Annotated in this window: 28 protein-coding genes; 15 read left to right on the top strand and 13 right to left on the bottom strand. The window is 68.1% G+C overall.

The genetic code is table 11. The features are described from left to right. Window positions 1-5 precede the first annotated feature (5 nt). The 4 genes from EV647_RS00135 to EV647_RS00120 are packed head-to-tail and all read left to right on the top strand — an operon-like array spanning window position 6 to window position 3,412. Window positions 6-1,055 (top strand): phosphotransferase family protein, encoded by a 1,050-nt coding sequence (locus EV647_RS00135; RefSeq protein WP_166680167.1) that lies wholly within the window; start codon window positions 6-8, stop codon window positions 1,053-1,055. After that, a complete protein-coding gene (locus tag EV647_RS00130) occupies window positions 1,056-1,709 on the top strand; it encodes a histidine phosphatase family protein (RefSeq protein ID WP_133996442.1) in 654 nt (217 codons plus the stop codon). Between the two features lie 8 nt (window positions 1,710-1,717). Further along, window positions 1,718-2,461 carry an SDR family oxidoreductase gene (locus tag EV647_RS00125; RefSeq protein WP_133996439.1) on the top strand — a complete coding sequence of 248 codons (744 nt, stop codon included), beginning with the start codon at window positions 1,718-1,720 and terminating at the stop codon, window positions 2,459-2,461. Next, a complete protein-coding gene (locus tag EV647_RS00120; RefSeq protein WP_133996436.1) occupies window positions 2,462-3,412 on the top strand; it encodes an LLM class F420-dependent oxidoreductase in 951 nt (316 codons plus the stop codon). Here the strand turns inward: EV647_RS00120 and EV647_RS00115 are convergent. From EV647_RS00115 to EV647_RS00100, 4 genes are read right to left on the bottom strand one after another with little or no spacing between them, the layout of a single operon-like run. After that, window positions 3,409-3,831: an MmcQ/YjbR family DNA-binding protein gene (locus EV647_RS00115; RefSeq protein ID WP_133996433.1), complete on the bottom strand. Its 423-nt coding sequence runs from the start codon at window positions 3,829-3,831 to the stop codon at window positions 3,409-3,411. The genes EV647_RS00120 and EV647_RS00115 overlap by 4 nt on opposite strands. Before the next feature lie 20 nt (window positions 3,832-3,851). Continuing rightward, entirely contained in the window at window positions 3,852-4,592 is a 741-nt protein-coding gene (locus EV647_RS00110; protein WP_133996430.1) for a hypothetical protein, read from the bottom strand. Beyond that, on the bottom strand, window positions 4,589-6,475 hold the full coding sequence (locus EV647_RS00105) for a cell wall metabolism sensor histidine kinase WalK (protein ID WP_133996427.1): 1,887 nt from the start codon (window positions 6,473-6,475) through the stop codon (window positions 4,589-4,591). The genes EV647_RS00110 and EV647_RS00105 overlap by 4 nt, the downstream gene beginning before the upstream one ends. Then, window positions 6,465-7,163, bottom strand: a complete 699-nt coding sequence (locus tag EV647_RS00100) for a response regulator transcription factor (protein WP_133996424.1) — start codon at window positions 7,161-7,163, stop codon at window positions 6,465-6,467. The genes EV647_RS00105 and EV647_RS00100 overlap by 11 nt, the downstream gene beginning before the upstream one ends. A 113-nt stretch (window positions 7,164-7,276) precedes the next feature. On the opposite strand from EV647_RS00100, the gene EV647_RS00095 reads away from it, so the two are divergent. The 4 genes from EV647_RS00095 (at window position 7,277) to EV647_RS00080 (ending at window position 11,566) form a co-directional block, all read left to right on the top strand. Continuing rightward, window positions 7,277-8,326, top strand: coding sequence for a hypothetical protein (locus EV647_RS00095; RefSeq protein WP_133996421.1), 1,050 nt, complete (start codon window positions 7,277-7,279; stop codon window positions 8,324-8,326). Continuing rightward, on the top strand, window positions 8,323-9,618 hold the full coding sequence (locus EV647_RS00090; RefSeq protein WP_133996418.1) for a peptidoglycan-binding protein: 1,296 nt from the start codon (window positions 8,323-8,325) through the stop codon (window positions 9,616-9,618). The genes EV647_RS00095 and EV647_RS00090 overlap by 4 nt, the downstream gene beginning before the upstream one ends. Further along, a complete protein-coding gene (locus EV647_RS00085; protein WP_133996415.1) occupies window positions 9,615-10,304 on the top strand; it encodes an ABC transporter ATP-binding protein in 690 nt (229 codons plus the stop codon). Before EV647_RS00090 ends, EV647_RS00085 begins: the two co-directional genes overlap by 4 nt. A gap of 74 nt (window positions 10,305-10,378) precedes the next feature. Continuing rightward, window positions 10,379-11,566 (top strand): ABC transporter permease, encoded by a 1,188-nt coding sequence (locus EV647_RS00080; protein WP_238176945.1) that lies wholly within the window; start codon window positions 10,379-10,381, stop codon window positions 11,564-11,566. Here EV647_RS00080 and EV647_RS00075 read toward each other — a convergent pair. Continuing rightward, window positions 11,468-12,808 carry an MFS transporter gene (locus EV647_RS00075; protein ID WP_238176960.1) on the bottom strand — a complete coding sequence of 447 codons (1,341 nt, stop codon included), beginning with the start codon at window positions 12,806-12,808 and terminating at the stop codon, window positions 11,468-11,470. The two genes, EV647_RS00080 and EV647_RS00075, sit on opposite strands and share 99 nt — an antisense overlap. Before the next feature lie 68 nt (window positions 12,809-12,876). Between EV647_RS00075 and EV647_RS00070 the strand changes: the two genes are divergently transcribed. Then, window positions 12,877-13,227 (top strand): VOC family protein, encoded by a 351-nt coding sequence (locus tag EV647_RS00070; protein ID WP_133996406.1) that lies wholly within the window; start codon window positions 12,877-12,879, stop codon window positions 13,225-13,227. Between the two features lie 4 nt (window positions 13,228-13,231). On the opposite strand, the gene EV647_RS00065 is transcribed toward EV647_RS00070, so the two are convergent. Further along, complete coding sequence (locus EV647_RS00065; RefSeq protein ID WP_133996403.1) at window positions 13,232-13,711, bottom strand: DUF4188 domain-containing protein; 480 nt, start codon at window positions 13,709-13,711, stop codon at window positions 13,232-13,234. 188 nt (window positions 13,712-13,899) lie between these two features. On the opposite strand from EV647_RS00065, the gene EV647_RS00060 reads away from it, so the two are divergent. Genes EV647_RS00060 through EV647_RS00050 form a run of 3 tightly spaced genes read left to right on the top strand, consistent with a single transcriptional unit; the run spans window position 13,900 to window position 16,261 of the window. Continuing rightward, window positions 13,900-14,745, top strand: coding sequence for an SAM-dependent methyltransferase (locus EV647_RS00060; protein WP_238175377.1), 846 nt, complete (start codon window positions 13,900-13,902; stop codon window positions 14,743-14,745). Then, window positions 14,742-15,158: a thioesterase family protein gene (locus EV647_RS00055; RefSeq protein WP_133996400.1), complete on the top strand. Its 417-nt coding sequence runs from the start codon at window positions 14,742-14,744 to the stop codon at window positions 15,156-15,158. The genes EV647_RS00060 and EV647_RS00055 overlap by 4 nt, the downstream gene beginning before the upstream one ends. Next, the gene (locus EV647_RS00050; RefSeq protein ID WP_133996396.1) at window positions 15,155-16,261 is read left to right on the top strand and encodes a zinc-dependent alcohol dehydrogenase family protein; all 1,107 of its coding nucleotides are present in this window, start codon (window positions 15,155-15,157) and stop codon (window positions 16,259-16,261) included. The genes EV647_RS00055 and EV647_RS00050 overlap by 4 nt, the downstream gene beginning before the upstream one ends. Here EV647_RS00050 and EV647_RS00045 read toward each other — a convergent pair. Then, window positions 16,243-16,704, bottom strand: a complete 462-nt coding sequence (locus tag EV647_RS00045; protein WP_133996392.1) for a YciI family protein — start codon at window positions 16,702-16,704, stop codon at window positions 16,243-16,245. The genes EV647_RS00050 and EV647_RS00045 overlap by 19 nt on opposite strands. Before the next feature lie 150 nt (window positions 16,705-16,854). Here EV647_RS00045 and EV647_RS00040 point away from each other — a divergent pair, with 150 nt between their 5' ends. After that, a complete protein-coding gene (locus EV647_RS00040) occupies window positions 16,855-18,312 on the top strand; it encodes a pre-peptidase C-terminal domain-containing protein (protein WP_133996389.1) in 1,458 nt (485 codons plus the stop codon). 360 nt (window positions 18,313-18,672) lie between these two features. Here EV647_RS00040 and EV647_RS00035 read toward each other — a convergent pair whose 3' ends face one another. Beyond that, complete coding sequence (locus EV647_RS00035) at window positions 18,673-19,107, bottom strand: nuclear transport factor 2 family protein (RefSeq protein WP_133996386.1); 435 nt, start codon at window positions 19,105-19,107, stop codon at window positions 18,673-18,675. 95 nt (window positions 19,108-19,202) lie between these two features. Between EV647_RS00035 and EV647_RS00030 the strand changes: the two genes are divergently transcribed. After that, window positions 19,203-19,700: a MarR family winged helix-turn-helix transcriptional regulator gene (locus EV647_RS00030; RefSeq protein ID WP_133996383.1), complete on the top strand. Its 498-nt coding sequence runs from the start codon at window positions 19,203-19,205 to the stop codon at window positions 19,698-19,700. On the opposite strand, the gene EV647_RS00025 is transcribed toward EV647_RS00030, so the two are convergent. Continuing rightward, complete coding sequence (locus EV647_RS00025; RefSeq protein WP_133996380.1) at window positions 19,678-20,865, bottom strand: M20 family metallopeptidase; 1,188 nt, start codon at window positions 20,863-20,865, stop codon at window positions 19,678-19,680. The genes EV647_RS00030 and EV647_RS00025 overlap by 23 nt on opposite strands. A gap of 256 nt (window positions 20,866-21,121) precedes the next feature. Here EV647_RS00025 and EV647_RS41785 point away from each other — a divergent pair, with 256 nt between their 5' ends. Then, window positions 21,122-21,265 (top strand): hypothetical protein, encoded by a 144-nt coding sequence (locus EV647_RS41785; RefSeq protein WP_166680166.1) that lies wholly within the window; start codon window positions 21,122-21,124, stop codon window positions 21,263-21,265. A 183-nt stretch (window positions 21,266-21,448) separates the two neighbouring features. On the opposite strand, the gene EV647_RS00020 is transcribed toward EV647_RS41785, so the two are convergent. The 4 genes from EV647_RS00020 to EV647_RS00005 all read right to left on the bottom strand — a co-directional run bounded on the left by EV647_RS00020 (window position 21,449) and on the right by EV647_RS00005 (window position 24,642). After that, complete coding sequence (locus EV647_RS00020) at window positions 21,449-21,985, bottom strand: dihydrofolate reductase family protein (RefSeq protein ID WP_133996377.1); 537 nt, start codon at window positions 21,983-21,985, stop codon at window positions 21,449-21,451. 350 nt (window positions 21,986-22,335) lie between these two features. Next, a complete protein-coding gene (locus EV647_RS00015; RefSeq protein WP_133996374.1) occupies window positions 22,336-23,022 on the bottom strand; it encodes a helix-turn-helix domain-containing protein in 687 nt (228 codons plus the stop codon). A gap of 328 nt (window positions 23,023-23,350) precedes the next feature. Continuing rightward, window positions 23,351-24,388, bottom strand: coding sequence for a hypothetical protein (locus EV647_RS00010; protein WP_133996371.1), 1,038 nt, complete (start codon window positions 24,386-24,388; stop codon window positions 23,351-23,353). Further along, a complete protein-coding gene (locus EV647_RS00005) occupies window positions 24,385-24,642 on the bottom strand; it encodes a hypothetical protein (RefSeq protein WP_133996368.1) in 258 nt (85 codons plus the stop codon). Before EV647_RS00005 ends, EV647_RS00010 begins: the two co-directional genes overlap by 4 nt. Between the last annotated feature and the right edge of the window lie 244 nt (window positions 24,643-24,886).

The raw sequence follows: 24,886 nt of genomic DNA, 5'->3' as shown, positions 1-24,886 counted from the left end.
CAGGGGTGGCGGACGGCGCTCGCGCTGTGCGCGACGAGGACGCCTTCGACGTACCTGCGGTCGACGCGTGGTTGCGGCAGCACGCCTCGGTTCCGGACGGGTTGCCGGAGGTGAAGCAGTTCTCCGGCGGCGCGTCGAACCTGACGTACTTGTTGAGCTATCCCGGCCACGATCTGATCCTGCGCCGTCCACCGGCGGGGACGAAGGCGAAGAGCGCGCACGACATGGGCCGCGAGTACCGCATCCAGGCCGGTCTGAAGCCGGTGTTCCGGTACGTGCCGGAGATGGTTGCCCACTGCAAGGACGAGACGATTGTCGGCTCCGAGTTCTACGTGATGGAGCGGGTGGTCGGGACGATCCCCGGGCATCACGCGCTGGGCGTCGACCTCACTCCGGAGCAGACCCGGCAGTTGGGTTTCACCTTGATCGACACGCTCGCCGAACTGCACGCGGTCGACCCCGCGGCGGCCGGGCTGTCCGACCTCGGCCGGGGTGCGGGGTACGTCGAACGCCAGGTCACCGGCTGGTCCGAGCGTTATCGCAAGGCGAAGACGTGGAACGTACCGAGCTACGAGCGCGTGATGGAGTGGCTCGCCGCTCATCAGCCGGCCGACGTCCGCACCTGCGTTATCCACAACGACTTCCGGCTCGACAACGTCGTGTTGGCGCCGGACGATCCGCTGCGCGTGGTCGGCGTACTCGATTGGGAGCTAGCAACGCTAGGGGATCCGTTGATGGATCTCGGGAGTGCGCTCGCGTACTGGGTGCAGGCCGACGACGACTGGGCGTTCCGCCGGTTCCGGCTACAGCCGTCGGACGCACCGGGCATGCTCACGCGGGACGAGATCGTGGAGTACTACGTGAAGCGGTCCGGGCTCGAGGCGGACAACTGGGCGTTCTACGAGGTGTTCGGGCTGTTCCGGCTGGCGGTGATCGCGCAGCAGATCTACTACCGCTATCACCACAAGCAGACCCGCAACCCGCGGTTCAAGAACTTCTGGCTGCCGGTGAATCTCCTCGAGCGGCGCTGCCGCAAGATCATCCGGCAGGCGTGAGTGGCGGTCATCTACCTGATTCGGCACGCGCAGGCATCGTTCGGTGCACGCAACTACGACAAGCTGTCAGAGTTGGGCGAGCAGCAGGCGAAGCGGCTCGGGCAGACACTGGCGGAGGTCCAGCCGCAGCTCGTGATGTCCGGCTCGATGCACCGGCACCAGCAGACCGCGTCGCTGGCGGGATTCACCGCGGAGGTGGATCCGGGCTTCGACGAGTTCGACCACCAGGAGGTGCTCGTCGCGCACAAACCGGCGTACAGGCGGCACACGGTGATGGTGGCCGACCTTGCGCGCACCGGAAATCCGAAGCGTGCCTTCCAGGACGTGTTCACCGCGGCGACCCAGCGGTGGATCGACGGGGGCGACGGGTACACCGAGACGTTCCAGGCGTTCTGCGACAGGTCCGAGGCGGCGGTACGACGGACCGCCGAGCGACTCGGGAAGAGTGAGGCGGCGCTCGTCTTCACATCCGGCGGGCCGATCGCGGCCGTGGTGAGCCGGCTGCTGTCCGGTGGCGACGGGCTGTGGGCGAAGCTGAACCCGGTGACGATCAACACCGCGATCACCAAGGTCGTGTCCGGCCGCAGCGGGCTGACTGTGGTGAGCTACAACGAGCATGTCCACGTCGGTGCCGACCTGCTCACGTACAGATAGGACTCCCGATGCGACGGAACATCCTGATCACCGGCGCCAGCTCCGGGCTCGGTGCGGAGATGGCCAGGCAGTTCGCGGCGAAGGGGCATGACCTCGCGCTGACTGCCCGGCGTACCGAGCGGCTGGAGGCGCTGCGCGCCGAACTGACCGCCAGTTATCCACAGATCAAGGTGGCTATCCACAGCCTTGACGTGACCGACCACGACCAGGTGTTCAAGGTGTTCCGGGAGGTCGACGCCGAACTGCCGCTGGACCGGATCGTCGTGAACGCCGGACTCGGCAAGGGCGCACCGCTCGGCACCGGCCGGTTCGACGCCAACCGCGACACCGCACTGACCAACTTCGTCGGCGCGCTCGCCCAGGCCGAGGTGGCGATGGAGTTGTTCCGGGCGCGGAACGCCGGCCACCTCGTGCTGATCGCGTCGATCTCCGCACTGCGCGGATTCCCGAAAACGGTCACGACGTACGCCGCGACGAAGGCCGGGCTCGCCTCGCTCGGAGAAGGGCTGCGGCTCGAGCTCCTCGGCAAGCCGATCAAGGTCAGCACGATCTACCCCGGCTACATCCGGTCCGAGATGAACGAGCGGGTGGCGCACGCGCCGTTCATCGTCGACACCGAGCCGGGGGTGCGCGCGATGGTCGCCGCGATCGAGGCGGAGAAGGCGAAGGCGTACGTGCCGGCGCGGCCGTGGTGGCCGCTCGCCCAGGTCATGCGGTTCGCGCCGCTGCCGTTGCTGAAGAGGATGATCTGAATGCGCTGGGGTCTGACCGTTCCGCTGACCGGCGTACCGCTGCGTGATCACCGTGCTTTGATCTCGGAGCTGGCCGAGTTGGGGTACACGGATCTGTGGTCGGCGGAGGTCGCCGGTGCGGATGCGTTCACGCCGCTGGTGCTCGCGTCCGAGTGGGACGCTGCTATGCGGTTGGGGACGGCGGTCGTACCGGTGCACACGCGCGGTCCGGCTGCGCTGGCGATGAGCGCGGCGGCGTTGGCGGATCTCGCGCCGGGGCGGTTCGTGCTCGGGATCGGGGCCTCGTCGGAGACGATCGTGACCGGGTGGAACGGGATCGCGTACGACCCGCCGCTGGCGCGGACCCGCGACGTACTGCGGTTCCTGCGGCAGGCGTTCGCGGGGGAGAAGGTCGACGGGGAGTTCGACAGCTTCACGATCCGGCGGTTCCGGCTGGAGAAGGCACCCGACGTACCGCCTGCGATCATGCTCGCCGCGCTCCGCCCGCAGATGCTGCGGCTGGCCGCGCGCGAGGCCGACGGTGCGATCACGAACTGGTTGTCGGCCGACGACGTACGCCGGGTCCGCGAGGAACTCGGCCCGGACAAGGAACTCGCCGCCCGCATCTTCGTCTGTGTCACCGAGGACGCCGAGATGGCCCGCAACATCGGCCGCTTCCTGATCGCGACGTACCTGACCGTGCCCGGGTACGCCGCCTTCCACGACTGGCTCGGCCGCGGCGACATCATGAAACCGATGCGCGACGCCTGGGCGAACGGCGACCGCAACGCCGCCATGGCCGCCATCCCCGAAGACCTCATCGACGCCCTGATAGTGCACGGCACCGCCACTGACTGCCGCGCCCACATCAACCGCTACGTAGAGAACGGCCTCGACACCCCCATCATCGCCACCCTCCCCACCGGCACCAACCTACTGGAAACCGCCCGCTCCCTCGCGCCACAGAGCTAGCTCAATCGGTGTTCTCGTAGCCACGTCGTTGCGCGGCGGTTGGAGGCTCTGGAGAGCCACGCGTCCTGGATGATCTCGGTGAGTTCCTGCTTGGTGAGTTCGCCCAGTCGGCTGGCCCGGACGAGGACCGACGGGTGGCCGTCGAAGTGCGGAGTGGAGAAGAACGGGTTCGAGTCGTCCGACAGCAGTGCGAGCTTCTCGTTCTCGGACTCGACCCAGATCATGATCACGTCGTCGTACTTCTCCCCACTCACCGGATCCACCGCGTCGGGTCGCGGCGTACGGAAGAACACGAAGGACTTCCCACCCACCTGGTACACAGGTCGATCCGTCCCGTCGTCACGCTCCCACTTGGTGACGTGCGGCATCGCCGACGCGATCTCGTGGACGTCGGCCACGCGGGCCTTTCGCGGTGCCATCCGAATCAGTCCAGGGCCGATCAGCGCGCGAGCGACGTCAGGCGCACGCAGAGCGGTTCGGACGGCACGTCCATGATGTCAACGGTACCGGCCAGCGGTGCGCCGCCCTTCGTGGTGCCGGAGAACGGTACCGAGATCCGCGGGTAGTAGCTGCTCACCGAGGCTGCGGGTCCGCTGACCGACAGCTTCGTCGGTGGGTCGACCATGACGATTAGTTGGCCGGCCAGCAGGTTCCTGCTGTCCGCGCAACCGAGTGCCACCGCGTGCGTCTGGTCGTTCGCATTGAGGAACGCGAGGAATCTGGTGGAGAGCGTGCTGGCCTCGGTGAGGCGCGGTCCGGGCGTGGACGGTGCGGACGAGGTTGCTGGCGACGGTTCGGAGGTGGGCTGCGGCGAGCCTGCTGGTTGGCTCGAGGCAGGGGACGGCGCAGTCGGGCCACCCTGGTCGTCGTCGCTGCCGATGAGCCCCGGGACGATCAGGGCGACGGCGCCGAGCAGCACGAAGACGCCGACAACCGCGATCACGACGTACAGCAGCGTCCGCGGCCGCCGCGGCCCGCCTGGGCCGTAACCGCCCGGCCCGTAGCCCGGCCCATAGCCCGGTCCACCCGGTCCGTAGCCCGGCCCATAGCCCGGTCCACCCGGTCCGTAGCTCGGTCCGGGGCCGGGGGCCGCTGGGTCCGGGGCGCCGTACGTGGGCTGGACGGGTTGTTGTTGCCAGCCGTTGTTTGGGGGGCCGTAGGGGGTCGGGGGCTGCGTCACGGCGACAGTTTGGCAGCTCCAGGGATCCAGATCGTGAAGGTCGAGCCGGAGCCGAGGCGGCTGGTGACCGTGATCCGGCCGCCGTGAGCCTCGGCGAGGTGTTTGGTGATCGCGAGGCCGAGGCCGCTGCCGCCGGTGGTGCGGCTGCGGGAGTGTTCGGCGCGGTAGAAGCGGTCGAAGACGTGCGGCAGGTGGTCCGCGGCGATGCCGGCGCCGTTGTCCGTGACGGTCAGGTTGTAGCCGCCGTCGACCTGTCGTACGCCGACGATCACCTGGCCGCCGGGTGACGTGTAGCGGATAGCGTTCGAGACCAGGTTTCCGAGGGCCTGGCGAATGCGTGCGCTGTCGACCATGGCAAGACACGGGCCGGCGACCGAAGCGGTGAGAGTGACCCCGGCTGTGTCCGCGGCGGGTCCGTGCGCGGAGACGACCTGCTGGACCACCTCAGAGAGGTCGCGTGATGCCGGGTGCAGCCGGAGCATGCCGGCGTCCGCGAGGGCGAGGTCCTGGAGGTCGGCGACCAAGTGCTCGAGCAACCCGGTCTCTTCGAGCAGCGACGTGACCAGCGACTGATCGAGCGGTACGACGCCGTCCTCGGACGCAACCAGATACCCCTTGATGTTCGCCAGCGGCGTCCGCAGCTCATGCGCCACGTCGCTCACCATCGCCTTGCGCTGGAAGTCGTGTCGCTGAATCGACTCGGCCATGTCGTTGAACGCATGTCCGAGCCGCGCCACCTCGTCCTTCCCGCTCACCGGTACGCGCGCCGCATGGTCTCCGTTCCGCATCCGCTGCGTCGCACCGGTCAACGCCACGATCGGCCGGACCAGTCGACGTCCGGCGAAGAACATCACCAGCGCCGCGATCAGCAGCACACCGAGCGCGGTCGCGGCCGTCCGCAACAGTCCCTCACCGGAGAAGACGTTGAACGTGCTCTTCGCCCCGAGGTACAGCTTCGCGGGCGGAGCGACGTACGGCGTCAAAGCCTGCACGCGGGCCTGGTTGCTGCAGTCGATGAACTTGTCGGTGAAGTCACCCTTGGCCAGGGGCTCGACCGACTTCAGTCCCCCGAAATCGTTGATCTGGTACTTGATGCCGGCCGTATCGAGGCAGGCGATCGCGCGCCGGATCTCGTCGTCGTTGACGATCTTGGCCTTGGCGCTCGGGGCGTACAGGCCGGGCGGGATACAGGTGTCGTTCTTCGACGCGACCCCGGGCTTTTCCATCACGCGCGCGCCGGCGACCGACTGCGTCGACTCGATCATCACCTGCGGGACCGCCCCGCTGATCTGCGCGACGGTCGCGGGCCTGCCCTTCGCGGTGTAGCAGTCGGCTGCCTGCTGGGCGAGCTTCGCCTTGTTCCGCTGCTCCTCCTCGGTCAACCCCCACTCGAGGGCGCCCACGAACGGCGGGATCGTGGTCGCGGTCGTGACGAACCCGTTCGCCGCCCCGGCCGCAACCGTCTTGCGGGCGGTGTACACGTTCAACGCGCTCGAGATCCCGGCCAGCTTGGCACCACTGGACTTCCGGACGTCGATGGTTGCCGCCGGCACCGACGGGAGTTCCGGCGCGGCGCCGAGCATCCGCGCCGAGTCCGCGATCACCGAGCCGTCGTCGGCGGTGACCGCGACCCGGCGCCCGAGTTTGTCGGCCAGCTCGTGCACCAGTTTGTCCACACCGGACCAGGTCGGATGATCCGCGGCGTACTTCGACAACTCGCCGTAGATCTCACCGTCGACCTGCAGCTGTCCCGTGTTCGCGTCGATCTCGCCCTGCAGCTTCTCCGTCGTGCTGTACGTCGCGATCACCGCGGTGGCGATCACGGCCCCGAGCGCGACGGCGAGCGACAGCCCGAGGAACCTGACCAGCACGCTACGACGCATGACTCACCGCCTTGTCCGCGAGTTTGTACCCCACGCCGTACACGGTCTTCAGGTACGCCGGTGCGCCCGATGACGGCTCGATCTTCTTCCGCAAATTCATCACGTGTACGTCGACAGTCCGGTCGAACACGTAGTGGTCGAAGCCGAACGCGTGCTCGAGCAACTGCTGCCGCGAGAACGCCCGCCCCGGCGACGCCGCCAGACAGGCGAGGATCTTGAACTCGGCAGGTGTCAGCTCGATCAGCTTCCCGCTCAACCGGACCTCGTGCCGGGCCGGGTCGATCTCGAGCTCCCCGACGCGGTACACCTCGCCTTCTGCTCTACTCCGGGTCCGGCGCAGTACCGATCGGACCCGCGCGACCAGTTCGCGCGGGTTGTACGGCTTGGTCAGGTAGTCGTCCGCGCCCAGGTCGAGCCCGAGCAGCAGGTCGTCCTCGGTCGAGCGGGCGGTGAGCATGATGATGGGGATGTCGCCATCTGCGCGCAGCACCCGGCAGACGTCGAGACCGTCGACCTTCGGCATCATCACGTCGAGCACCAGCAGGTCAGGACTGCGCCGGCGGGCCTCGTCGATCGCTTCCCGGCCGTCGTGCACGACGACGGTCAGGTGCCCTTCCCGTTCGAGGTACCGCCGGATCAACTCCGCCTGCTTGAGGTCGTCTTCGGCGACCAGGATCCGCGCTGGCATAGTCCTCAATGTCCCCGAAGTTGATGAGAATCCGATGAAGATCGGCTGAGAGCATCAGGTGCAAACGGGACCTTCACAGGTTCTTCACGGCCGCGACGGCACGCTCCACTGCCATGAAGACCTCACGAACAGCGCTCGCGATGATGGCGGTACTGGCACTCGCCGGCTGCGGGAACGACAAGGCGCCGGTCGCGTCCGATCAGCAGAGCGACAAGAGTCCGCTCGCGGAGTACATGGGCGACGGCTTCGTCAGTTCGTCCGGTGGCGGGTTCAAGATGGCGGTCCGGGCCGGCGGCGCGCGGCAACCGTCCGAGGAGGACCTGGCGAAGCAGCGCAAGGTCGAGGACGCCACCGCCGCCTGTATGAAGACGGCCGGATTCGAGTACGTCGCCGTACCGCCGGAGCAGAACGCGAAGAGCAAGTTCAGCGAAGCGTTCAACCTGCCGCCGGACAAGTTCGCCGAGCAGTACGGGTACGGGATCAGCACGATCGACTGGTCCAAGGCCGGCGGAGACGACGACTCGAACCCGAACACCAAGATCCGCAGTGCGCTGTCGGCGGCCGCACAGAAGGCGTACGACAAGGCGCTGAACGGACCGAACGCGACCGGCAACGGGGCGGTCGTCATCGAGGGCGGCAAGGACGGCCCGAGCTCGAGCGGTCAGCAGGACCTCGGCTGTCGCGGCAAGGCGATCAAGGAGGTGTACGGCCAGGACCGTGGCATGGACTTCAAGAAGTTCGAGAGCCTGTTCAAGGACATCCAGGCGCTGCAGAAGCGGATCGACACCGACCAGCGGGTGGTGGACGCCACCAGCGCATGGGCCGACTGCATGGCGGACGCCGGGCACTCCGGGTTCACGAAGGTCGACGACCCGCGTGAGCAGATCCAGCAGAAACTGGACACGCTGACCGGGAACAAGCCGCCCGCGAAGGGCGGTCCGTCCAAGACGATCACCGGCCCGCCGTCGTTCGACAAGGTCGACTCGGCGAAGCTGTCCGAGCTGCGCAAGTCGGAGATCGCGCTCGCGGTGGCGGACCAGAAGTGCAAGGCCAGTGGGTACGACGACGCGTACAAGAAGGTGCAGTACGCCGCCGAGAAGGAGTTCGTCGAGCAGCACAAGGCCGAGCTCGAGGCGTACCGCGACGAGACGGCGAACCGGTGACCGCTTCGCCCAAGTCCCGCCGCCGGGTGCTGGTCGGGGTGTCCGCGGTCGCGACCGTCTCGCTCGGAGTCGGGGTCGCCGCGGGCAGCCGGATCAGCTCGCCGGAGGACGCCGCCGCGAAGACCGCGGCACCGAAGGCGTCCCAGATCACCGTGCCGGTGGCGAAGAAGGCGCTGTCCAGCAAGGTGGTCGGCCGGGGTGACGCGTCGTTCGACGGCGCGGTGAACATCCGGGTCGAGACCAGCGGGCTGACGACACCGCCGATCGTCACGGGGAAGGTGCCTGCGGTCGGGTCGACGATCACCGAGGGCAAGGCCCTGCTCGAGATCACCGGGCGGCCGGTGATCGGACTGGCCGGCGTACTCCCGATGTACCGGACGCTCTCGCCCGGGTCCAAGGGTCCGGACGTGCTGCAGCTGGAGCAGACGCTCGACCGGCTCGGATACGACCCGGGGACGGTCGACGACGAGTACACGCTGGACACGTCGGCCGCGGTGGAGGAGTTGTACGAGAACGCCGGATACGAAGCTCCGGAGCCGGACGAGAAGTTCACGCAGGCCGTCGACCAGTCGAAGCAGCAGGTCGACGCGGCGAAGAAGCAGCTCCGCCAGGCCCAGTCGCAGCTCAAGGCCGCCAAGGATGCGAAGGCGAAGGACACGTCGGTGCAGCAAGGCGCTGTCGACGACGCGGAGGAGAACCTCGCGGACGCGCAGGAAGCGCAGAACGAGGCCGAGTTCAATGCCGGTACGCCGTTGCCCGTGTCCGAAGTCGTCTACGTGAAGACGCTGCCGCGCCGTGTCGACGACGTGAAGGTCGAGCGTGGCGGGACGGTGAGTGGTGTAGTGATGTCGGCCAGCGGTGCCTCGTTGGTTGTCACGGTCAAGGTCGACGCGGAGACCGCTCAGCGGCTGAAGGCAGGCATGGCGGCGACGCTCGATCTCGGTGACAGCGTGTCGGTCGCCGGGAAGGTCCGTCGAGTCACGAAGAACGGGAACCAGTACGACGTGGTGGTCGCGCCGAACACGCTGACGGCGAGTCAGCTGGCGCTGCTGCGGGACGCGAACGTGCGGGTGACGATCCCGATCAAGAGCACCAGCGGCAAGGTGCTCGCCGTACCGGTGGCTGCCCTGTCGTCCGGATCCGATGGTGCGTCGCGGGTCGAGGTACTGCGGAACGGGAAGGTGGAGCTGATCCCGGTCACGGTCGGGCTCACCGCGGACGGGTTCGCGCAGGTCACGCCGAAGGGCGACGCCAAGTTGTCCGAAGGAGACCAGGTGGTGGTCGGGCGATGAGTACCGCTGTCGCGTTGCCGGCGCCGGTCGTCGAGATGATCGGCGTACGACGGTTCTTTCCGGGGCCGCCCGAAGTACAGGCGATCAACGGGATCGACCTGACCATCGGGCAGGGGGAGTACCTGTCGATCGTCGGACCGTCCGGGTCCGGGAAGTCGACGTTGCTGCACCTGCTCGGGTTGTTGGACAACCCAACGGACGGTGTCTACCGGCTCGACGGCGTGGACACGATGAGCTTGCGCGAGCGACGGCGCGCCGTACTGCGGGGGGAGCGGATCGGGTTCGTGTTCCAGTCGTTCCATCTGCTCGACCATCGCACCGTCCTGGAGAACGTGGCGCTCTCGATGGTGTACGTCGGAGTGCCGCGACGGCAACGGATGGCGCGGGCGCGGGTGGCGCTGGAACGGGTCGGGCTGTCGCACCGGATGGAGTTCGCCCCGACAACGCTCTCCGGTGGTGAGCGCCAGCGCGTCGCGATCGCGCGAGCGCTCGTCGCGGAACCCAGTCTGCTGCTCGCGGACGAACCGACCGGAAACCTGGACAGTGCGAACGCGGAGGCGATCCTGCAGGTGTTCGACGAACTGCACTCCGAGGGTATGACGCTGGCCGTCATCACCCACGACGACCACGTGAGCCGCCGGGCGCAACGCCAGGTCCGCATCGTCGACGGAACCCTCAAGTGGTAACCCAAGCAGGCCCCCCGGACCCGACCGGCGGGCCGTCCACGTCCCGGCGACGCCGGCTCAGATCTCGTCCCGCAGTGCGGGACCTGCTCGACGAAGCGCTGGCGGGTGTTGCCGCCCGGCCGACTCGGCTGATTCTCACCACCCTCGGCACCGTGCTCGGCGTCGCTGCGCTGGTGGGAACGGTCGGGCTCGGGCAGACGGCGGCCGGGCAGATCACGCAGCGGTTCGACCTGGCCGCAGCGACGAGAGTCGTAGTGCAGCCGGACGACAAGGGTGGGCAGGAAGGAGAGGCGGCGACACAACTGCCGTGGGACGCGCCGGACCGGATCAAGCGGCTGAACGGTGTCGAAGCAGTCGGGACCGTCAGCAGCCTGCAGATCGGTGACGACCTGGTCGAGAACGTCACCGGCCTGAACGGCGGTACGGGCAAGGCGCTCCAGGTGATGGCCGGATCCTCCGGCCTCTGGGACGCCGTACGCGCGGTGCTCAAGACCGGCCGGTTCTTCGACGACGGTCACGACCAGCGTGCCGACAAGGTGGTTGTCCTGGGCAAACACGCGGCGGAGCGGCTCGGCATCAACCGGGTCGACTCGCAGCCGGCAGTGTTCATCGGCGACGAGCCGTACACGGTGATCGGCATCCTCGACTCGGTCACCGGCCGCGCCGACCTCAACGACGCGGTGATCATGCCGAACGGTACGGCGAAGGAGGCCTACAACCTCGAGTCCCCGGACGCGGTCGAGATCCGTACGGCGGTCGGCGCCGCGCAACTGATCGCGGAGCAGGCCCCGATCGCGATCGAGCCGAACAACCCGAGCACCTTGACCGTGGACGCTCCGCCGAAGCAGGGCGCCGTACGCAAGGGTGTGGAGTCCGACCTGAACGCGTTGTTCCTGCTGCTCGGTGCGGTCGCGCTCCTGGTCGGTGGACTCGGCATCGCCAACGTGACTCTGCTGTCCGTCCTGGAACGCATCTCGGAGATCGGTCTGCGCAGGGCACTCGGCGCGGCCCGAAGACACATCGCGGTCCAGTTCCTGGTGGAGAGCGTGATCGTCGGCTTCCTCGGCGGTCTGCTCGGTACGGCGGTCGGCGTCATCCTGACCGTCGGGGTGTCCTGGGTCCGTGACTGGACGCCGATCCTGGACAACCGGCTGGCGTTCGGTTCACCCCTGCTGGGTGCGTTCATCGGTCTGGTCGCCGGCACCTATCCCGCCTGGAAGGCCTCCGCCATCCAGCCGATCACCGCGCTGCGCGGCACGTGAACTGAGGCGCCCGTACACCAGGGAGCTCACCGCGAAGCCGACCACGATCAGCGCGAGCACCGGGTAGGACTTCCCGCTGTCGGGCAGGATCGCCGCGCCGAGTGCGGCCGCGGAGACCTGCCCGACGTTGAAGATCATGTCGTACAGCGAGAACACCCGCCCGCGGTACACGTCGTCGACACCCGTCTGGACGAGGGTGTCGACGCTGATCTTGATGCCCTGCGCGCAGAACCCGGTCAGGAACCCGCCGACCACCATCGCGGGCTTCGTGTAGAGCCCGATCGGTACGGCGCTCACTACTGCGGCGGCCGCGAACAGCACCGTGATCCACTGCCGCAACGCCATCACCCGAGTGCCCCACGGCGTGACCAGTGCGGCGACGAACAGGCCGGCACCGACCGCACCGGTCGCGATCGCGAGCGCACCGAAGGCCTGATCGAGCTGGCCGGGCCCGTAGAAGTAGTTGCGGTACAGCAGGATCATCGCGACGGTCATCAACCCGAAGAAGAACCGCAGCGATCCGATCGCGGCGAGGCCGAGTGCGGGCTGCGGGCGCTCGCGGAGGTGCCGCCCGCCGTCGACGAGGCCGGTCGCGATCGTGCGGAGTGCTTCGGTGATGCCGGGCTCGTCGCCGTTCAGGTCCGGGCCGAGCTGGTCGCGCCGGAGCCGGAGAGCGAGGAAGGCGGCGGCCGTGTAGATGACGACCGTCAGCCCGAGGACGATCAGGTCGGAGTCGACGAGCAGCTTCACTCCGGCGCCGATCCCGCCGCCGATCAGGAAGGACGCCGTACCACTCGTTGGAGTGACCGCGTTGGCCATCACCAGTTCGTCGCGTTCGACCACGTGCGGGAGGCCGGCGGAGAGGCCGGAGAGCAGGAAGCGGTTGACGCCGAGGGTGAGCAGTACGGCGAGGTAGAACAGCACGCCCGCGTTCCCGGCCGCGACGATCGCGCCGACGCCGATGACGAGCGCGGCACGCGTCAGGTTCGCGGCGAACAGGATCTGGCGGCGCGACCAGCGGTCCAGCAGTACGCCGGTGAACGGCCCGAGGATCGAGTACGGCAGCAGCGAGACCGCGAACAGACCCGCGATCGCCGCGGCATCCGGCGCCCGTTCCGGCGAGAACAGCACGTACGACGCCAACGCGACCTGGAAGACCCCGTCCCCACACTGAGACGTCAGCCGAACCGCAAACAACCGCCGGAAATCACGCCGCCGCAACAGCCTCCGCAAGTCCCGCATGAACCGCACGACTGCACTGTAACCGCCGCACCTGTCGAGAACGCCTGGTCTGCTCCGACGTAAGAGATATGAACGAGAAGCACGCAGCCTGGATCGACATCACCGCCAAGGACGCCCCGGCGTCCCGAGCCTTCTACGCCGAACTGTTCGGCTGGCGACTGCAACTGGTCGAGGACCTCGATTACGCACTCGTCGAGCCGGGTCCCGGCACGCTGCCGGGCGGGATCGGGTCCGCCGACGAGACGCGCTCGCCCGGCGTCACGACGTACTTCTCCGTGGCTGACGTCGACCTCACGCTCATCCGGGCGGACGCTTTGGGCGCGAAGGTCGCAACGCCACCGTGGACCGTGCCGGGCCTCGGCCGGATGGCCGTGATTCTGGACCCGGAAGGCAACCGCGTCGGCCTGTGGCAGGACTGAGCCGCTAGTCGGCCTGGTGCAGACGTTGGGCGGCAGTGTCGCCGCGTTTGCCGACTGGCTCGACGCCGGTGATCTTGCCTAGGCCGAGGAGGGGCATGTTGCCGTAAATGGTTTCGGTGTTGCCGGCCGGTACGACGTACGTCTCGTGCCAGATGCCGACCGCGCCGCTCTTGAACGAGTTGCGGAAGTACTCGACCCAGGCGGGCCGGTGTGTCCGACCGGTGTCGTTCGCGAACGCCTGGAGTTTCTCCACCGACTCCCAGTACTGGATCAGCGTGACCCCACGCCACGTCGGCAGCGTCCGGAATCCGAGCAGCCCGCTCTCCTTGTCCTTCATCAACTCCCGCAGCATCGGCCCCATCGCGCGGAATACCGGCATCCACTCGCGCACCTTGATCAGCGAGTTGACCCGCATCCCGATCAGGAACACGACCACCTCCCCGTCGTATGCTGCCGTCTGCCGCCCCGCGATCACCTCGCCCATGCGAACAGTCCACCACGGCAGGACGGAGGGAGGAATTCAATCCTCTGTAAAGGCCGGTCGGAGGACGCGCCCAAGCTGATGGCATGGACGGTCAGGAGCGGTAGTGTCGTTCTGCCGGGTGTCACAGTCCGTTGTGGACCCGTTACGATGTCTCCTCAGTTCTGGGCCGCAGCGCGGATGGGAATTTCATGACTGAATCGCAGGATGCCGACGTCGACCCGCGGATGTACGAGCAGTTGAAGCTCGACCGGCCGCACGGCGCCCGGGTGTACGACTACTTCCTCGGCGGGAAGGACAACTTCGCGATCGACCGGCAGGCCGCCGAGCACCTGCTGCAGGCGTTCCCGGGCTTCCGCACCGCCGCCCTGTCGAACCGGATGTGGATGCACCGCGCGGCGAAGTACGCCGCCGAGCAGGGCATCACTCAGTTCCTCGACATCGGCACCGGCATCCCGACCAGCCCGAACCTGCACGAGATCGTCCAGGAGATCGTCCCGTCGGCCCACGTCGTGTACGCCGACAACGACCCGATCGTGCTGGCGCACTCCCGCGCGCTGCTGGTGAGCAAGCCGGAAGGCAGGACGGCGTACCTCGAGGCCGACGTCACCGACCCGCAGGCGATCCTGCAGTCCGACGAGGTCAAGGAGCTGATCGACTTCAGCAAGCCGGTCGCGCTCAGCATCGTCGGCGTCTTCCACTACCTGCCGGACCACCTGAAGCCGTACGACCTGGTCCGTCAGCTGGTCGAGCCGCTCGCGTCCGGATCGCTGCTGATCTTCTCGCACTGCACGCCCGACTTCGCGCCGGAGCTGTGGGAGCGGGCGATGGTGGTGTACCAGGCCGACGGTGGCGAGGCGCAGGTTCGCAGCAAGGAAGAAGTCACCCAGTTCTTCGAGGGCACCGAGCTGGTCGAGCCCGGCGTCGTGTCGCCGTTCCGCTGGTATCCCGACGAGGAAACCCAGCGTCTCGTCGACAAGGGCGAGTTCACCGACATCATGTGCAGTCTGTGGGTGGGTGTCGGCCGCAAGCCGTGATCCGCAGCGCGTATCCGCACCACCTGGCGATCACGCTGCGGTGGAAGGACAACGACGTGTACGGGCACGTCAACAACGTCGAGTACTACAGCTTCTTCGACACGGTGATCAACGACTTCCTGATCCGCGTCGGTGGGCTCGACATCCATCGCGGCGGCGTGATCGGGTTGTGCGTGGACTCGCAGTGCACGTTCAAGCAACCGCTCGAGTTCCCGGGTGTCGTCGACGCCGGGTTGCGGTGCGGGCAGCTGGGCAACTCCAGCGTGCGCTACGAGATCGCCTTGTTCCGTGAGGGCTCGGACGAACCGGCCGCGACCGGCCGGTTCGTGCACGTCTTCGTCGGGAGGAAGGACCGCGTCCCGGTCCCGGTGCCGGACGAGATCCGCGCGGCACTCGAAGGGATCACGCGATGATCGTGCGCGGCGCCGTACTGCGGGAGATGGGCCTGCCGGCGCCGTACGCCGAGTCTCGGCCGCTGCAGGTGGAAGAGCTGGAGCTCGCGCCACCGGGTCCGGGGGAGTTGCTGGTCCGGATCCGCGCGGCCGGGTTGTGCCACTCGGACCTCTCGGTGATCGACGGGTCGCGGCCGCGCGTCATGCCGATGCTCCTCGGCCACGAGGCCACCGGCGAGGTCGTGCTGTCCGAGGCCCCGGGATTCGCGCCTGGCGACGTGGTGGTGTGCGCCTTCGTACCGTCCTGCGGCACCTGCGCCCCCTGCTCCGAGGGTCGCGCCGCGCTGTGTGAGCCTGGCGCCGCCGCGAACTCCGCCGGCACCCTGCTCAACGGCGCCCGCCGCCTGACCGGTCTGCATCACCATTTGGGCGTTTCCGGGTTTGCGGATCATGCCGTGATCTCCGCACATTCGGCAGTGAAGATCGATCCGTCGCTCCCACCAGAGATCGCCGCGCTCTTCGGTTGCGCCGTGATGACCGGCGTCGGCGCGGTCGTGAACACGGCACAGGTCAGGGCCGGACGCAGCGCGGTGGTCTTCGGCCTCGGCGGCGTCGGCCTGTCCGCGCTGCTCGGTGCCGTTCTCGTCGGAGCGCATCCGATCGTCGTCGTGGACGTCGTACCGTCGAAGCTCGCTCTCGCCCAGGAGTTGGGTGCCACCGCGGTTGTCGACGCGCGTTCCCCTGACGCGGTCGAACAGGTACGTGAAGCGACGGCCGGCGGCGCCGATTACGCGTTCGAGACGGTCGGGAGCGCGAAGGTGCTCGAGCAGGCGTACGCCGCCACGCGCCGCGGCGGGACCACGGTCACCGTCGGACTGCCGCATCCGTCGCAGGCGTTCAGCGTGCCCGCGGTCAGCCTGGTCGCGGAGGAGCGCACGGTGAAGGGCTCGTACCTCGGCTCGTCCGTGCCCTCCCGCGACATCCCGCGGTACGTCGCCCTGTACCGAGCCGGCCGCCTACCCGTCGACCGGCTGCTGACCGCGACGGTCGGGCTCGACGACCTCAATCAGGCCTTCGACGACCTGGCCGCCGGCGCGTCGATCCGTCAGGTGTTGCTCTTCTGAAGGTTCTCGGCGGCCTTCTGGAACGTGTGTTCGTTGCGGTCCCGGGCCTCGTCCGTGTAGTTGTCACCGAAGAAGTCGGCGGTGGGGACCGGGCGGATCTCCAGCAGTCCGGAGTTCTGCGGGTCGCCGGAGCCGCGGGCGTCCGCCGCGATACAGCGCCAGCCCCACTCGGCCGCCTCCTCGCGGGACGCGACCTCGATCAGGCAGAACCCGGCGATCAGCTCCTTGGTCTCGGTGAACGGACCGTCGACCACCCGGCGCTTCCCGTCGTCCAGCTGCAGCCGGAAACCGTGCGAGCTCGGCAGCAGTCCGTCGCCTGCGAGCAGGACGCCCTTCTCCGCCATCTCGGCCATCACCAGGCCCATCGCGGTCAGGCCCTCCTCGCTCGGCGGCTGTCCGGCCTCGGACTCTTCGCTGGCCTTGAAAATCATCATGAAGCGCATCGGGACCCTCCCAAGTCGACGTTAATTCCCGAGACGAATCTATACAGCGATGCGTGCTTTCGGGCAGGCTACGCACAGTGCGTTCGCGTACACCGCTCGTGAATATGTCAAGTGAGGCACGCCGGAGTACCTGAGGAGTTCCCCGCCCCCATGCCAAACCGCCCCCGCCCCCAGTTCCGCCGGATCGCAGGCCTTGCCTGTACCGGCGCCGTCATCTTCGGAGCCCTGGCCGTTGTCGTCGGTAATCAGGCCGACGCCCAGCAGCCCGCTCCGCTCCCCATCGACCAACTGCTCGGCCAGGAACTGCAGGGCAAGGCCGCACTCGGCCGAGTCCAGTCCCGGCTCGCCGAGATCGCCGACCAGAACAAGTTGTCCACAGACCACCTGCGGCAGATCCTGGCGACTGACCGTACCGCCTGGCTCGACCGCGGCGGCAAGCTGTTCTACCGCGAGCCGGTCGCCACCGCCGCCGAGCGGAAGTCCGGAGCCGCGGCGTCACCGCGCTGGGCCACGCAGGCGGTCGCCGCCGCGACCGGTCCGGCCTTCGAGCTGCACAGCAAGCCCGGGTCGAACCGCGTCATCTACCTCGACTTCGACGGCCACACGATCACCGGTACGGCGTGGAACACCAACGGGAAGCCGTCCACCGTGAACGTCACGCCGTACGACACCGACGGGAACACCAGTAACTGGAGTACGGCGGAGCAGGACGTCGTACGCGATGTCTGGGCTCGCGTCGCGGAGGACTACGCGCCGTTCGACGTGGACGTGACGACGCAGCAGCCGACCGCGGATGCGATCACGCGGTCAGGTGCGTCTGACCAGCAGTACGGGACGCGTGTGCTGATCGACCCGACCACCTGGTACCAGTCCGGCTGCGGTTGCGGCGGGGTCGCGTACGTCGGGGTGTACGACAACACCAGCAACCACTCGTACTACCAGCCCGCGCTGGTCTTCACCAAGGGTGTCGGGACCGGTGCGAAGAACATCGCCGAAGCCGCGTCGCACGAAGCGGGCCACAACGTCGGCCTCTCGCACGACGGCACTGCGTCCGTCGGGTACTACGCAGGCCACGGGGCTTGGGCGCCGATCATGGGCGTCGGGTACTCGAAGGCGATCAGTCAATGGAGCAAGGGCGAGTACACCGGGGCGAACAACAAGGAAGACGACTTCGCGGTGATCGGCCAGAACGGGCTGGCGCTGCGGGGCGACGACCACGGCAACGGCACCTCGGATGCGACCGCGTTGACGCTCGGGACGAGCGTGAAGGGTGTGTACGCCAACGACTCCGACGTCGACACCTTCCGGATCGACCTCGCGGCCGGCACCTTCAACTTCGCGGCCTCCGCGGTCGCGTCCGGCGCGGACCTGGACATCAAGCTCCAGTTGCTGAACTCGTCGGGTGGCGTTGTCGCCACTGCGGACCCGGCCGCCGGGCAGTCCAACTCGGCCACCCCGACCGGGCTGAGCGCGAGCCTCAGCCGCCAGGTCGCGGCCGGCCGCTACTACCTCCGGATCGAGAACACCGGGTACGGCAGCCCACTGAACACCGGCTACTCGACGTACGGCAGCCGCGGCGCCTACACCGTCCGCGTGACCGCCGGCTGACATCTCTCTCGACCACCCCGGGGCCGCCGATCCCACCGAGACCGACGGCCCCGGGGTCTTTTGGTGCCGAGGTTGCCGCGCACAACGGCCTGCCGACGGACCAGTTGCGCCAGATCCCTGCCACCGACAAGACCGCGTAGCTCGATGCCAACAGCAAACTCTTCTCCCGCGAGCCGTGTGTTAGCGGCAGCATGCGGCCGGGTAGGTATTACCTGCGGATCGACAACGTGGGCTACGGCGACCCGCTGAACACGGACTGCTCGACGTACGGCAGTCGCGGCGCCTACACCCTCGGAGTTTCGCTCTCCTGAACCCTGTGGCTGGTCGGCCTCTGGCGGACCGACCAGCCACAGGCCCGTTCTAGAGTTCGCGGTCGAGCGCTGCGGTCAGTGCGACCGGGCTGACCTCGAGCCGGTCGAAGCGCCAGCCGTTCTCGGTCCGGCGCGCGCCGTAGTGATGTACGGCGGCCGCGATCGCCTCCGTCTTGTCGTCGAGGACGTACACCGCGATGTCGTGCGCCCGCACGGTCGCAGTCTCGCCGCTGACCTCGATCACGAGATTCGACTTGTTGTGCAGCGTGCGGGCGTAGTCGTCGTGACGCGCTCGCACCAGCTCGACGATCGCCTCGATGCCGATGGCCTCGCCACCGCGTGACTTGACGACAACGTCCTCGGTGAAGAGGCGGTCGCTCTCGTCGTACCGGTGCTCGTCGATCCACAGGCTGTGGCGCGAGACCAGGTCGGCCAGTTCGCTGCGGTCGGCGAGCTCGCGGATCAGTGCTTCGGTGGCGGTCATAGCTGGGCTCCTTGAATAGTTAGTTGGACTAACGTTGGCGCTACCAATGAACATAAATCGTTAGTCCGACTAACGCAAGGCGTATGCTGGGCGCCATGGAGGAGGGCGACGAACTGCGTTTCGACCGTGGCGCGGAGACGCCGGAGCGCATCAAGGCGCAGCTGTCACGGCTGGTCGGGCTGACGGCGGCCCAGACCGCCCGCGCCTCCAGTGACGCTCTCCGGGCTGTCGGGGCGCACAAGGACCATTTCGTGGTGCTCGCCGCGCTCGCCGAGTTCGGTCCCGCGAGTCAGTCCGCGCTCGCCGGCCGGGCTCGCGTCTACAAGAGCGATCTCGTCGCAGTCCTGAACGAACTCGCCGACGGCGGCTGGATCCGCCGTACGCCGGACCCCGCCGACAAAAGGCGCAACGTCATCACGATCACGGACACCGGCGTACGGCGGCTTGCCGAGCTGGATCAGGTGCTCGCCGGCGTGAACGCGCACATCACGGCGCCGCTGACCCGCGAGGAGCGTGACCAGTTGTTCGCACTCCTCAACCGAGTCAACACCCACCTGGCGGGCCCTCGTTTCAGGCCGGAATCAGGTGCCTAGCGGCCAGCTGGGCCAGGGCTGCGGCCTGGTCGCCGAGGACTGCGTCGTCGAACCGGACGACGCTGGAATGATTCGAGGGGGCCTCCTCTTCCGAGACGTCGTCCGGCCGGGCGCCGACCATCACGAACGTGCCCGGCACCTCCCGCAGCACCATCGAGAAGTCCTCGGCGCCCATCAACGGGTTGTCCAGCTGCTGCACCCGCTCCGCGCCGAAAAGGTCGGTGAGGAGGTCCGCCGTCTCCGCCGTACGGCCGGCGTCGTTCACCGTCACCGGGTACTGCGGGTCGAGCCGCGCGTCGACCGTGCATCCGTGGGCCGCCGCGATCCGCTCCGCCAAGGCCGGTAGCTCGCGGGTCAGTTGCTCCAGCATCGCGTCCGACAGCGTCCGCACGGTCGCACCGAGCCGGGCCGTGTTCGGGATGACGTTGATCGCGACGCCCGCCTCGAGTTGCGTCACCGTGATCACCACCGGATCGAACACGTTCACCCGCCGCGTCGCGTAGGTCTGCAACGCGAGCACCAGCTCCGCGACCACCGGCACCGGGTCGATCGTCCGGTCCGGCGTCGACCCGTGGCCGCCCTTGCCGTGCACCGTGATGTGCAACTGGTTCGAACTGGCCATGATCGTGCCCGGACGGAGCTGGAACGTCCCCTTCGCCGCCTGCGACCAGACGTGCAACGCGTACGCCGCGATCGGCTTGTCGCCGGTGGCGTTCAGTAATCCCTCCCGCAGCATGTACCCGGCGCCGCCGAGGCCTTCCTCGCCCGGCTGGAACATGAAGATCACGTTCCCGCTCAGCTCGTCGCGATGCGCACTCAGCAACTGCGCCGCTCCGACCAGCCCGGTGGTGTGCAGGTCGTGGCCGCAGGCGTGCATGTTCCCGTTCTGGGACGCGTACGCGAGCCCGGTCTCCTCGACCACCGGCAGCGCATCCATGTCGCCCCGCAGCAACACGGTCGGCCCGGGCCGACCGCCGCGCAGGACGCCGACCACGGAAGTCAGCTCCTTGCCGGTGGTGATCTCCAACGGCAACCCGGCCAATGCGTCGAGCACCAGGGCCTGAGTCTTCGGCAGATCGAGGCCGACCTCGGGAACCTGGTGCAGCGCCCGCCGCAGCTCGATCAGCCCGGGCGCGATCGCGGTGGCTTCCTCGACGAGACTCATCAGTTCGCTCCTTCGAATGCCCATTGGCCGACGTTGGGTCAGAACCCGCAAGTCAGCCTGCCACAGCGCCTGCAACTGGCAAGCGATCCTCCGTGGGGCGTCGAAGAACTACCTGCCCGGAGCCGGAAATGCGCCGTGGGCTCACACGCGGGTCGACTTCGCCCACGACCTCGTCGGCGGTGGTGTCTCACCGGAGAGAGCATCTACAAGGGCTTCGGCACCAAGGCCGCCTTGGCGAAGGCCGTCTTTCGACCTCGTGATCGCCGGTGAGGACGAGCCGATCCCGGTCGCCGAGCGCCCCGAGGTGCGGCATCACCCGACCGTCGGTGTTCTTCGCGGACGAGCCGACCGGCGCCCCGCGCTCAACCGCGCCGACCCGGCGGCCACCAGCTGCGGTTGACGACCGGGGGCGTTCGAACAGCGGAGCCTGCCTTCCGGTCGCGCACGGCCGGCACGGGGCGGCCGGGGCGCCCTCCACCTTTCGCTCCGAGTTGGCCGGGTCGCACCAGGCCGGGTCGATGCCGCGGTCGATGCAGTACTCCCGGAGGCCGGCAAGTCGGCGCGATCGTCCTGATGTCGCCCGTTAGTGCTTCGGGGTGTAGGTCAGGATGACGACGCCGTTGCCGACATCCGTCACGCCGGCGAGGGCCAGTTGGGTTGGCGAGATTTCCGGGAGGAGGCGTTCTCCGGAGCCGGCGACGAAGGGGTGGACCCAGAGCCGGAGTTCGTCGAGCAGGCCTGCGTCAACCAGGGCGCGGCTGAAGGTACCTGTGCCGTACTTCAGAAGCGTCCCCTCGCGGGACTTCTTGAGTTCGCCGACCGCCTCGACGGCGTCGCCGTGCAGAACCTCGGTGTTCCAGGTCGCCTGGGTCAGCGTGCTCGACGCCACGTACTTCGGGAGTGGGTTGATCAGGTCGGCGAGTTCGCCGGACCGCTCGGGCCACGACGCGGAGAAGACGTCGTAGGTCTGCCGACCGAGCAGCAACGCATCGGCGGACTTCAGCAACGTTGCGGCGTGCTGGTTGTGAGCGTCGCCCTGGAAACCTTGCTGAGCGCCCCAGAACGCATCGCCGGTCACCATGCCGTCCAGTGAGATGTACGTCGATTCGATGAGTCTCATGGCGACGGAAGCTACCGGCCCGCCCCAGCACCCGTCTTGTACCGAAGCGCAACCCCCACGTCGCCGGAGCCGACCACTACAGCGCAAGCCCGCGTCGTCGCGGCCGACCACTACAGTGCGACCCCCCCGCGTCGTCGGAGCCCGACGGCTGCAGCACCTCCTGGTGTTGTGGGAGCCGAGGACTGCAGCACCTCCTGGTGTTGTGGGAGCCGAGGACTGCAGCGCCTCCTGGTGTTGTGGGAGCCGAGGACTGCAGCACCTCCTGGTGTTGTGGGAGCCGAGGACTGCGGCAGCTCCCGGTGTTGTGGGAGCCGACCACCACAGCGACCCACATTGTTGGCAGCCGCGCCTCACAGGCCCAGGATTACATTGCCTCGCGCCACCTCCGCGGGTGTGTGGCCGATGAACCGCCGGAGCGATCGGGTCAGGTGGGGCTGGTCGTAGTAGCCCGCCTCCAACGCCACTTCCGCGATCGTCCGGCCCGCGCGCAGCATCCGGGCCGCGCGCCTGGCGCGTTCGATGAGTTCCAGCGTGCGAAGCGGTAGGCCGACCGCTCGCACGAACCGGCTCTGCGCGGTCCGCGCCGGCATCGTCCGTAGGCCGCCGTACCTCAGCTCTTCGATCATCGGGTCGACCTGCAGCAGTCCCTCCTTCCGGAGCCGATCGATGAACACGTCGAGGTTCTGCGGCGTCGGCATTTCCCACGCCCGGCCGTCCAGCAGGATGCGACCGTCCGGCAGCGTCGGCAGCACCGAGTCACGTAGGTTCGTCAACCGCCCCGGTGGGAACATCGGCAGATACGCGCCGACCCGGAAGTCGGCGCCGAAGTACGCCGAGTCCGCCGAACACACCATGGTCGTTGCCTTCGTCGCCGGACCGCGGAGGTGTACGGCCCAGGTCCCTCTGATCCGCGCGAAGCCGATCCCTGCGGTCACCGATGCCAGCGAACTGAAGGCAGTCGGACTGTCGCACTCCGCCGACCAGATCTGCGACAGCGGCCCCACCGGTCCAGAGACGATGCGACTGTCCATCCCCATGAATGCCAGTGAAACAGAATCCCCGAAACGCGTCACCCCGCTCACCGCGCCCGGCACCCCGGTCACCGCGCCCGGCACCGCGTCCGCGTGACAGCACCGGTTGGCGCCGCGTGCGCTGTGACCGCGCTGGCTGGTTCCGCGTGTGCGCGCTGTGACTGCGCTGGCTGGTGCCGCGTGCACCTGACCGCACTGGCAGGTGCCGCATGTGCTGTGCTGCGCCGGGCTGGTGCCATGTGTGCTGTGGCCGCGCCGGCTGGTGCCGTGTGTGGTGTGGCTGTGCTGGGTGGTGCCGTGTGGTGTGGCTGCGCCGGGTGGTGCCGTGTGCGGGCTATCCGTGTCTTTCCAGTGATTGCGCGGACTGTGGTGATCTGCGGGTGTGGGTGGGGTGGGGGTGGGTTCTGGATGCAGGGTGCGAAGTTGATGACAAGGGGGATGAGGGTCGGGCGGGGCTTGGGGGAGTTACTCCGGAGAGGGCTGACTCGTGAGGGGACGGGATGCGGCGTGTGGGAGGTGGAAGGACGCAGGGGTCGGGCTGGTTGAAGGTGTAGGTGGCTTCTGCGGTGTGGGTCTCGTGGTCGAGGTGGGAAAGGACTTGGTTGGCAGTGGCGAGGGAGTTGGTGGTGGCCAGGTCCGGGGGAGAGAGTTCGTAGGTTTCGAGGTGGGCGAGGCCGGAGCGGAGGATCGACTCCAGGCGGGATCGGGTATCGGCGCTGGGTGGCTCCAGGTCGGGAAGACGAGTCGAGTTGTAGACGGCGTCGACCAGGAGCGGGAACTGGCCGGCGGCAGTTTGGCGGTTGAGAAGGGACAGGGTTTCGCCGGCTGGGAAGCCGTTGCGGGTGTCCAGTTCGGTGGTGAGCTCGCGGACGGCGGGGACGAAGGCGGCGTAGTAACCGTTGGAGCGGACGGAATCGATGCCGGGGGCAACCTTGTCGATGCCCAGTCGGTGGATGAAGTCGTCGAGGTGGTCCTGGGCCCAGGCTTCGGTGACGCCTTCCTCCAGCTGGCGGCTGCCGAGTTTCGTGAAGGCTTCGCGGGCTGCTTCCTGGGTGGCATCGGTCGGGCCGAGGAAGTGCGCGTGCTCGTGGAGCAAGGTGGCCAAGGACTCGCGGTAGGCGATGAGTGTCGGAGTCGGACGAGTCGCGCCCGCGTGTTCGTAGAGGTGTCGGAGTGGGTCGACGATCGACTCGCGGTCGAGATAGAGGGTGCCGTCCCAGTGGGCGAGGCCGAGCATGGCGCTGGAGGACTCGATGATGTGACCGTTCCACGCGGATTGCTCGGCGCCGGCGAGCGCGCGAGCTGTCTCTGCGCTCAGCGCGAACAGCTCGCTGATCGAGGTCGGGTGGGCCTCTACCGCGGTCGTCGTCACGGGCGGAACGCGGTCGCGAGCCGGGTGAGGGAGTCAGCGGTGCGGCGAATTCGCACGCGATCGTTCGGATCCTCGGCCTGCGCCGCGAGCCGGCCGAGTTCGGTGATCAGCCAGTCGGCGCGAGCCCGCCGCTCAGCGCGCGCCTGCGCGGCAGCTTGGGCCTGCGCCGCGGCTTGGGTCGGTGGCGTGGCCGGTGGCGGGTCGAGTGGTGGGTGCGGGGTTGCGTTGGTCGGCGTACCGGTCGAATGCTCCATGAGATGTCCTCCCGAGTCGTGAAGTCGGCGGAGAACATACGGAGATCACCCCCCAGATCTGCAGGCCACTTTGAAACTGTGGATAACCGGCACCCCCATCCGATGTGTGGGTAGTCATCAGCCCGCTCGGAGTCGCGCAGACGACGGGTTATCCGGCTCTTCTGCTGTATGTGTGGGTGATTTGAGCGTGCCTGGAGTGGCGCACGCCGTTCTCTGTCTAGGTTTCTGAGCTGTCTAGGAACAG

The organism is Kribbella sp. VKM Ac-2566 (assembly GCF_004366005.1).
Lineage (GTDB): Bacteria > Actinomycetota > Actinomycetes > Propionibacteriales > Kribbellaceae > Kribbella > Kribbella pratensis.
The sequence above is the reverse complement of the archived record's forward strand: the minus strand, read 5'-3'. Positions and strand labels throughout refer to the sequence as shown.

What these genes read in the sequence shown, in the direction of transcription:
- EV647_RS00125 (WP_133996439.1), top strand. Translation starts at nt 1,718, where the DNA reads ATGCGACGGAACATCCTGATCACCGGCGCCAGCTCCGGGCTCGGTGCG.
- EV647_RS00120 (WP_133996436.1), top strand. Translation starts at nt 2,462, where the DNA reads ATGCGCTGGGGTCTGACCGTTCCGCTGACCGGCGTACCGCTGCGTGAT.
- EV647_RS00115 (WP_133996433.1), bottom strand. Translation starts at nt 3,831, where the DNA reads ATGGCACCGCGAAAGGCCCGCGTGGCCGACGTCCACGAGATCGCGTCG.
- EV647_RS00105 (WP_133996427.1), bottom strand. Translation starts at nt 6,475, where the DNA reads ATGCGTCGTAGCGTGCTGGTCAGGTTCCTCGGGCTGTCGCTCGCCGTC.
- EV647_RS00100 (WP_133996424.1), bottom strand. Translation starts at nt 7,163, where the DNA reads ATGCCAGCGCGGATCCTGGTCGCCGAAGACGACCTCAAGCAGGCGGAG.
- EV647_RS00095 (WP_133996421.1), top strand. Translation starts at nt 7,277, where the DNA reads ATGAAGACCTCACGAACAGCGCTCGCGATGATGGCGGTACTGGCACTC.
- EV647_RS00085 (WP_133996415.1), top strand. Translation starts at nt 9,615, where the DNA reads ATGAGTACCGCTGTCGCGTTGCCGGCGCCGGTCGTCGAGATGATCGGC.
- EV647_RS00075 (WP_238176960.1), bottom strand. Translation starts at nt 12,808, where the DNA reads ATGCGGGACTTGCGGAGGCTGTTGCGGCGGCGTGATTTCCGGCGGTTG.
- EV647_RS00070 (WP_133996406.1), top strand. Translation starts at nt 12,877, where the DNA reads ATGAACGAGAAGCACGCAGCCTGGATCGACATCACCGCCAAGGACGCC.
- EV647_RS00065 (WP_133996403.1), bottom strand. Translation starts at nt 13,711, where the DNA reads ATGGGCGAGGTGATCGCGGGGCGGCAGACGGCAGCATACGACGGGGAG.
- EV647_RS00060 (WP_238175377.1), top strand. Translation starts at nt 13,900, where the DNA reads ATGACTGAATCGCAGGATGCCGACGTCGACCCGCGGATGTACGAGCAG.
- EV647_RS00050 (WP_133996396.1), top strand. Translation starts at nt 15,155, where the DNA reads ATGATCGTGCGCGGCGCCGTACTGCGGGAGATGGGCCTGCCGGCGCCG.
- EV647_RS00045 (WP_133996392.1), bottom strand. Translation starts at nt 16,704, where the DNA reads ATGCGCTTCATGATGATTTTCAAGGCCAGCGAAGAGTCCGAGGCCGGA.
- EV647_RS00040 (WP_133996389.1), top strand. Translation starts at nt 16,855, where the DNA reads ATGCCAAACCGCCCCCGCCCCCAGTTCCGCCGGATCGCAGGCCTTGCC.
- EV647_RS00035 (WP_133996386.1), bottom strand. Translation starts at nt 19,107, where the DNA reads ATGACCGCCACCGAAGCACTGATCCGCGAGCTCGCCGACCGCAGCGAA.
- EV647_RS00030 (WP_133996383.1), top strand. Translation starts at nt 19,203, where the DNA reads ATGGAGGAGGGCGACGAACTGCGTTTCGACCGTGGCGCGGAGACGCCG.
- EV647_RS00025 (WP_133996380.1), bottom strand. Translation starts at nt 20,865, where the DNA reads ATGAGTCTCGTCGAGGAAGCCACCGCGATCGCGCCCGGGCTGATCGAG.
- EV647_RS00020 (WP_133996377.1), bottom strand. Translation starts at nt 21,985, where the DNA reads ATGAGACTCATCGAATCGACGTACATCTCACTGGACGGCATGGTGACC.
- EV647_RS00015 (WP_133996374.1), bottom strand. Translation starts at nt 23,022, where the DNA reads ATGGGGATGGACAGTCGCATCGTCTCTGGACCGGTGGGGCCGCTGTCG.
- EV647_RS00005 (WP_133996368.1), bottom strand. Translation starts at nt 24,642, where the DNA reads ATGGAGCATTCGACCGGTACGCCGACCAACGCAACCCCGCACCCACCA.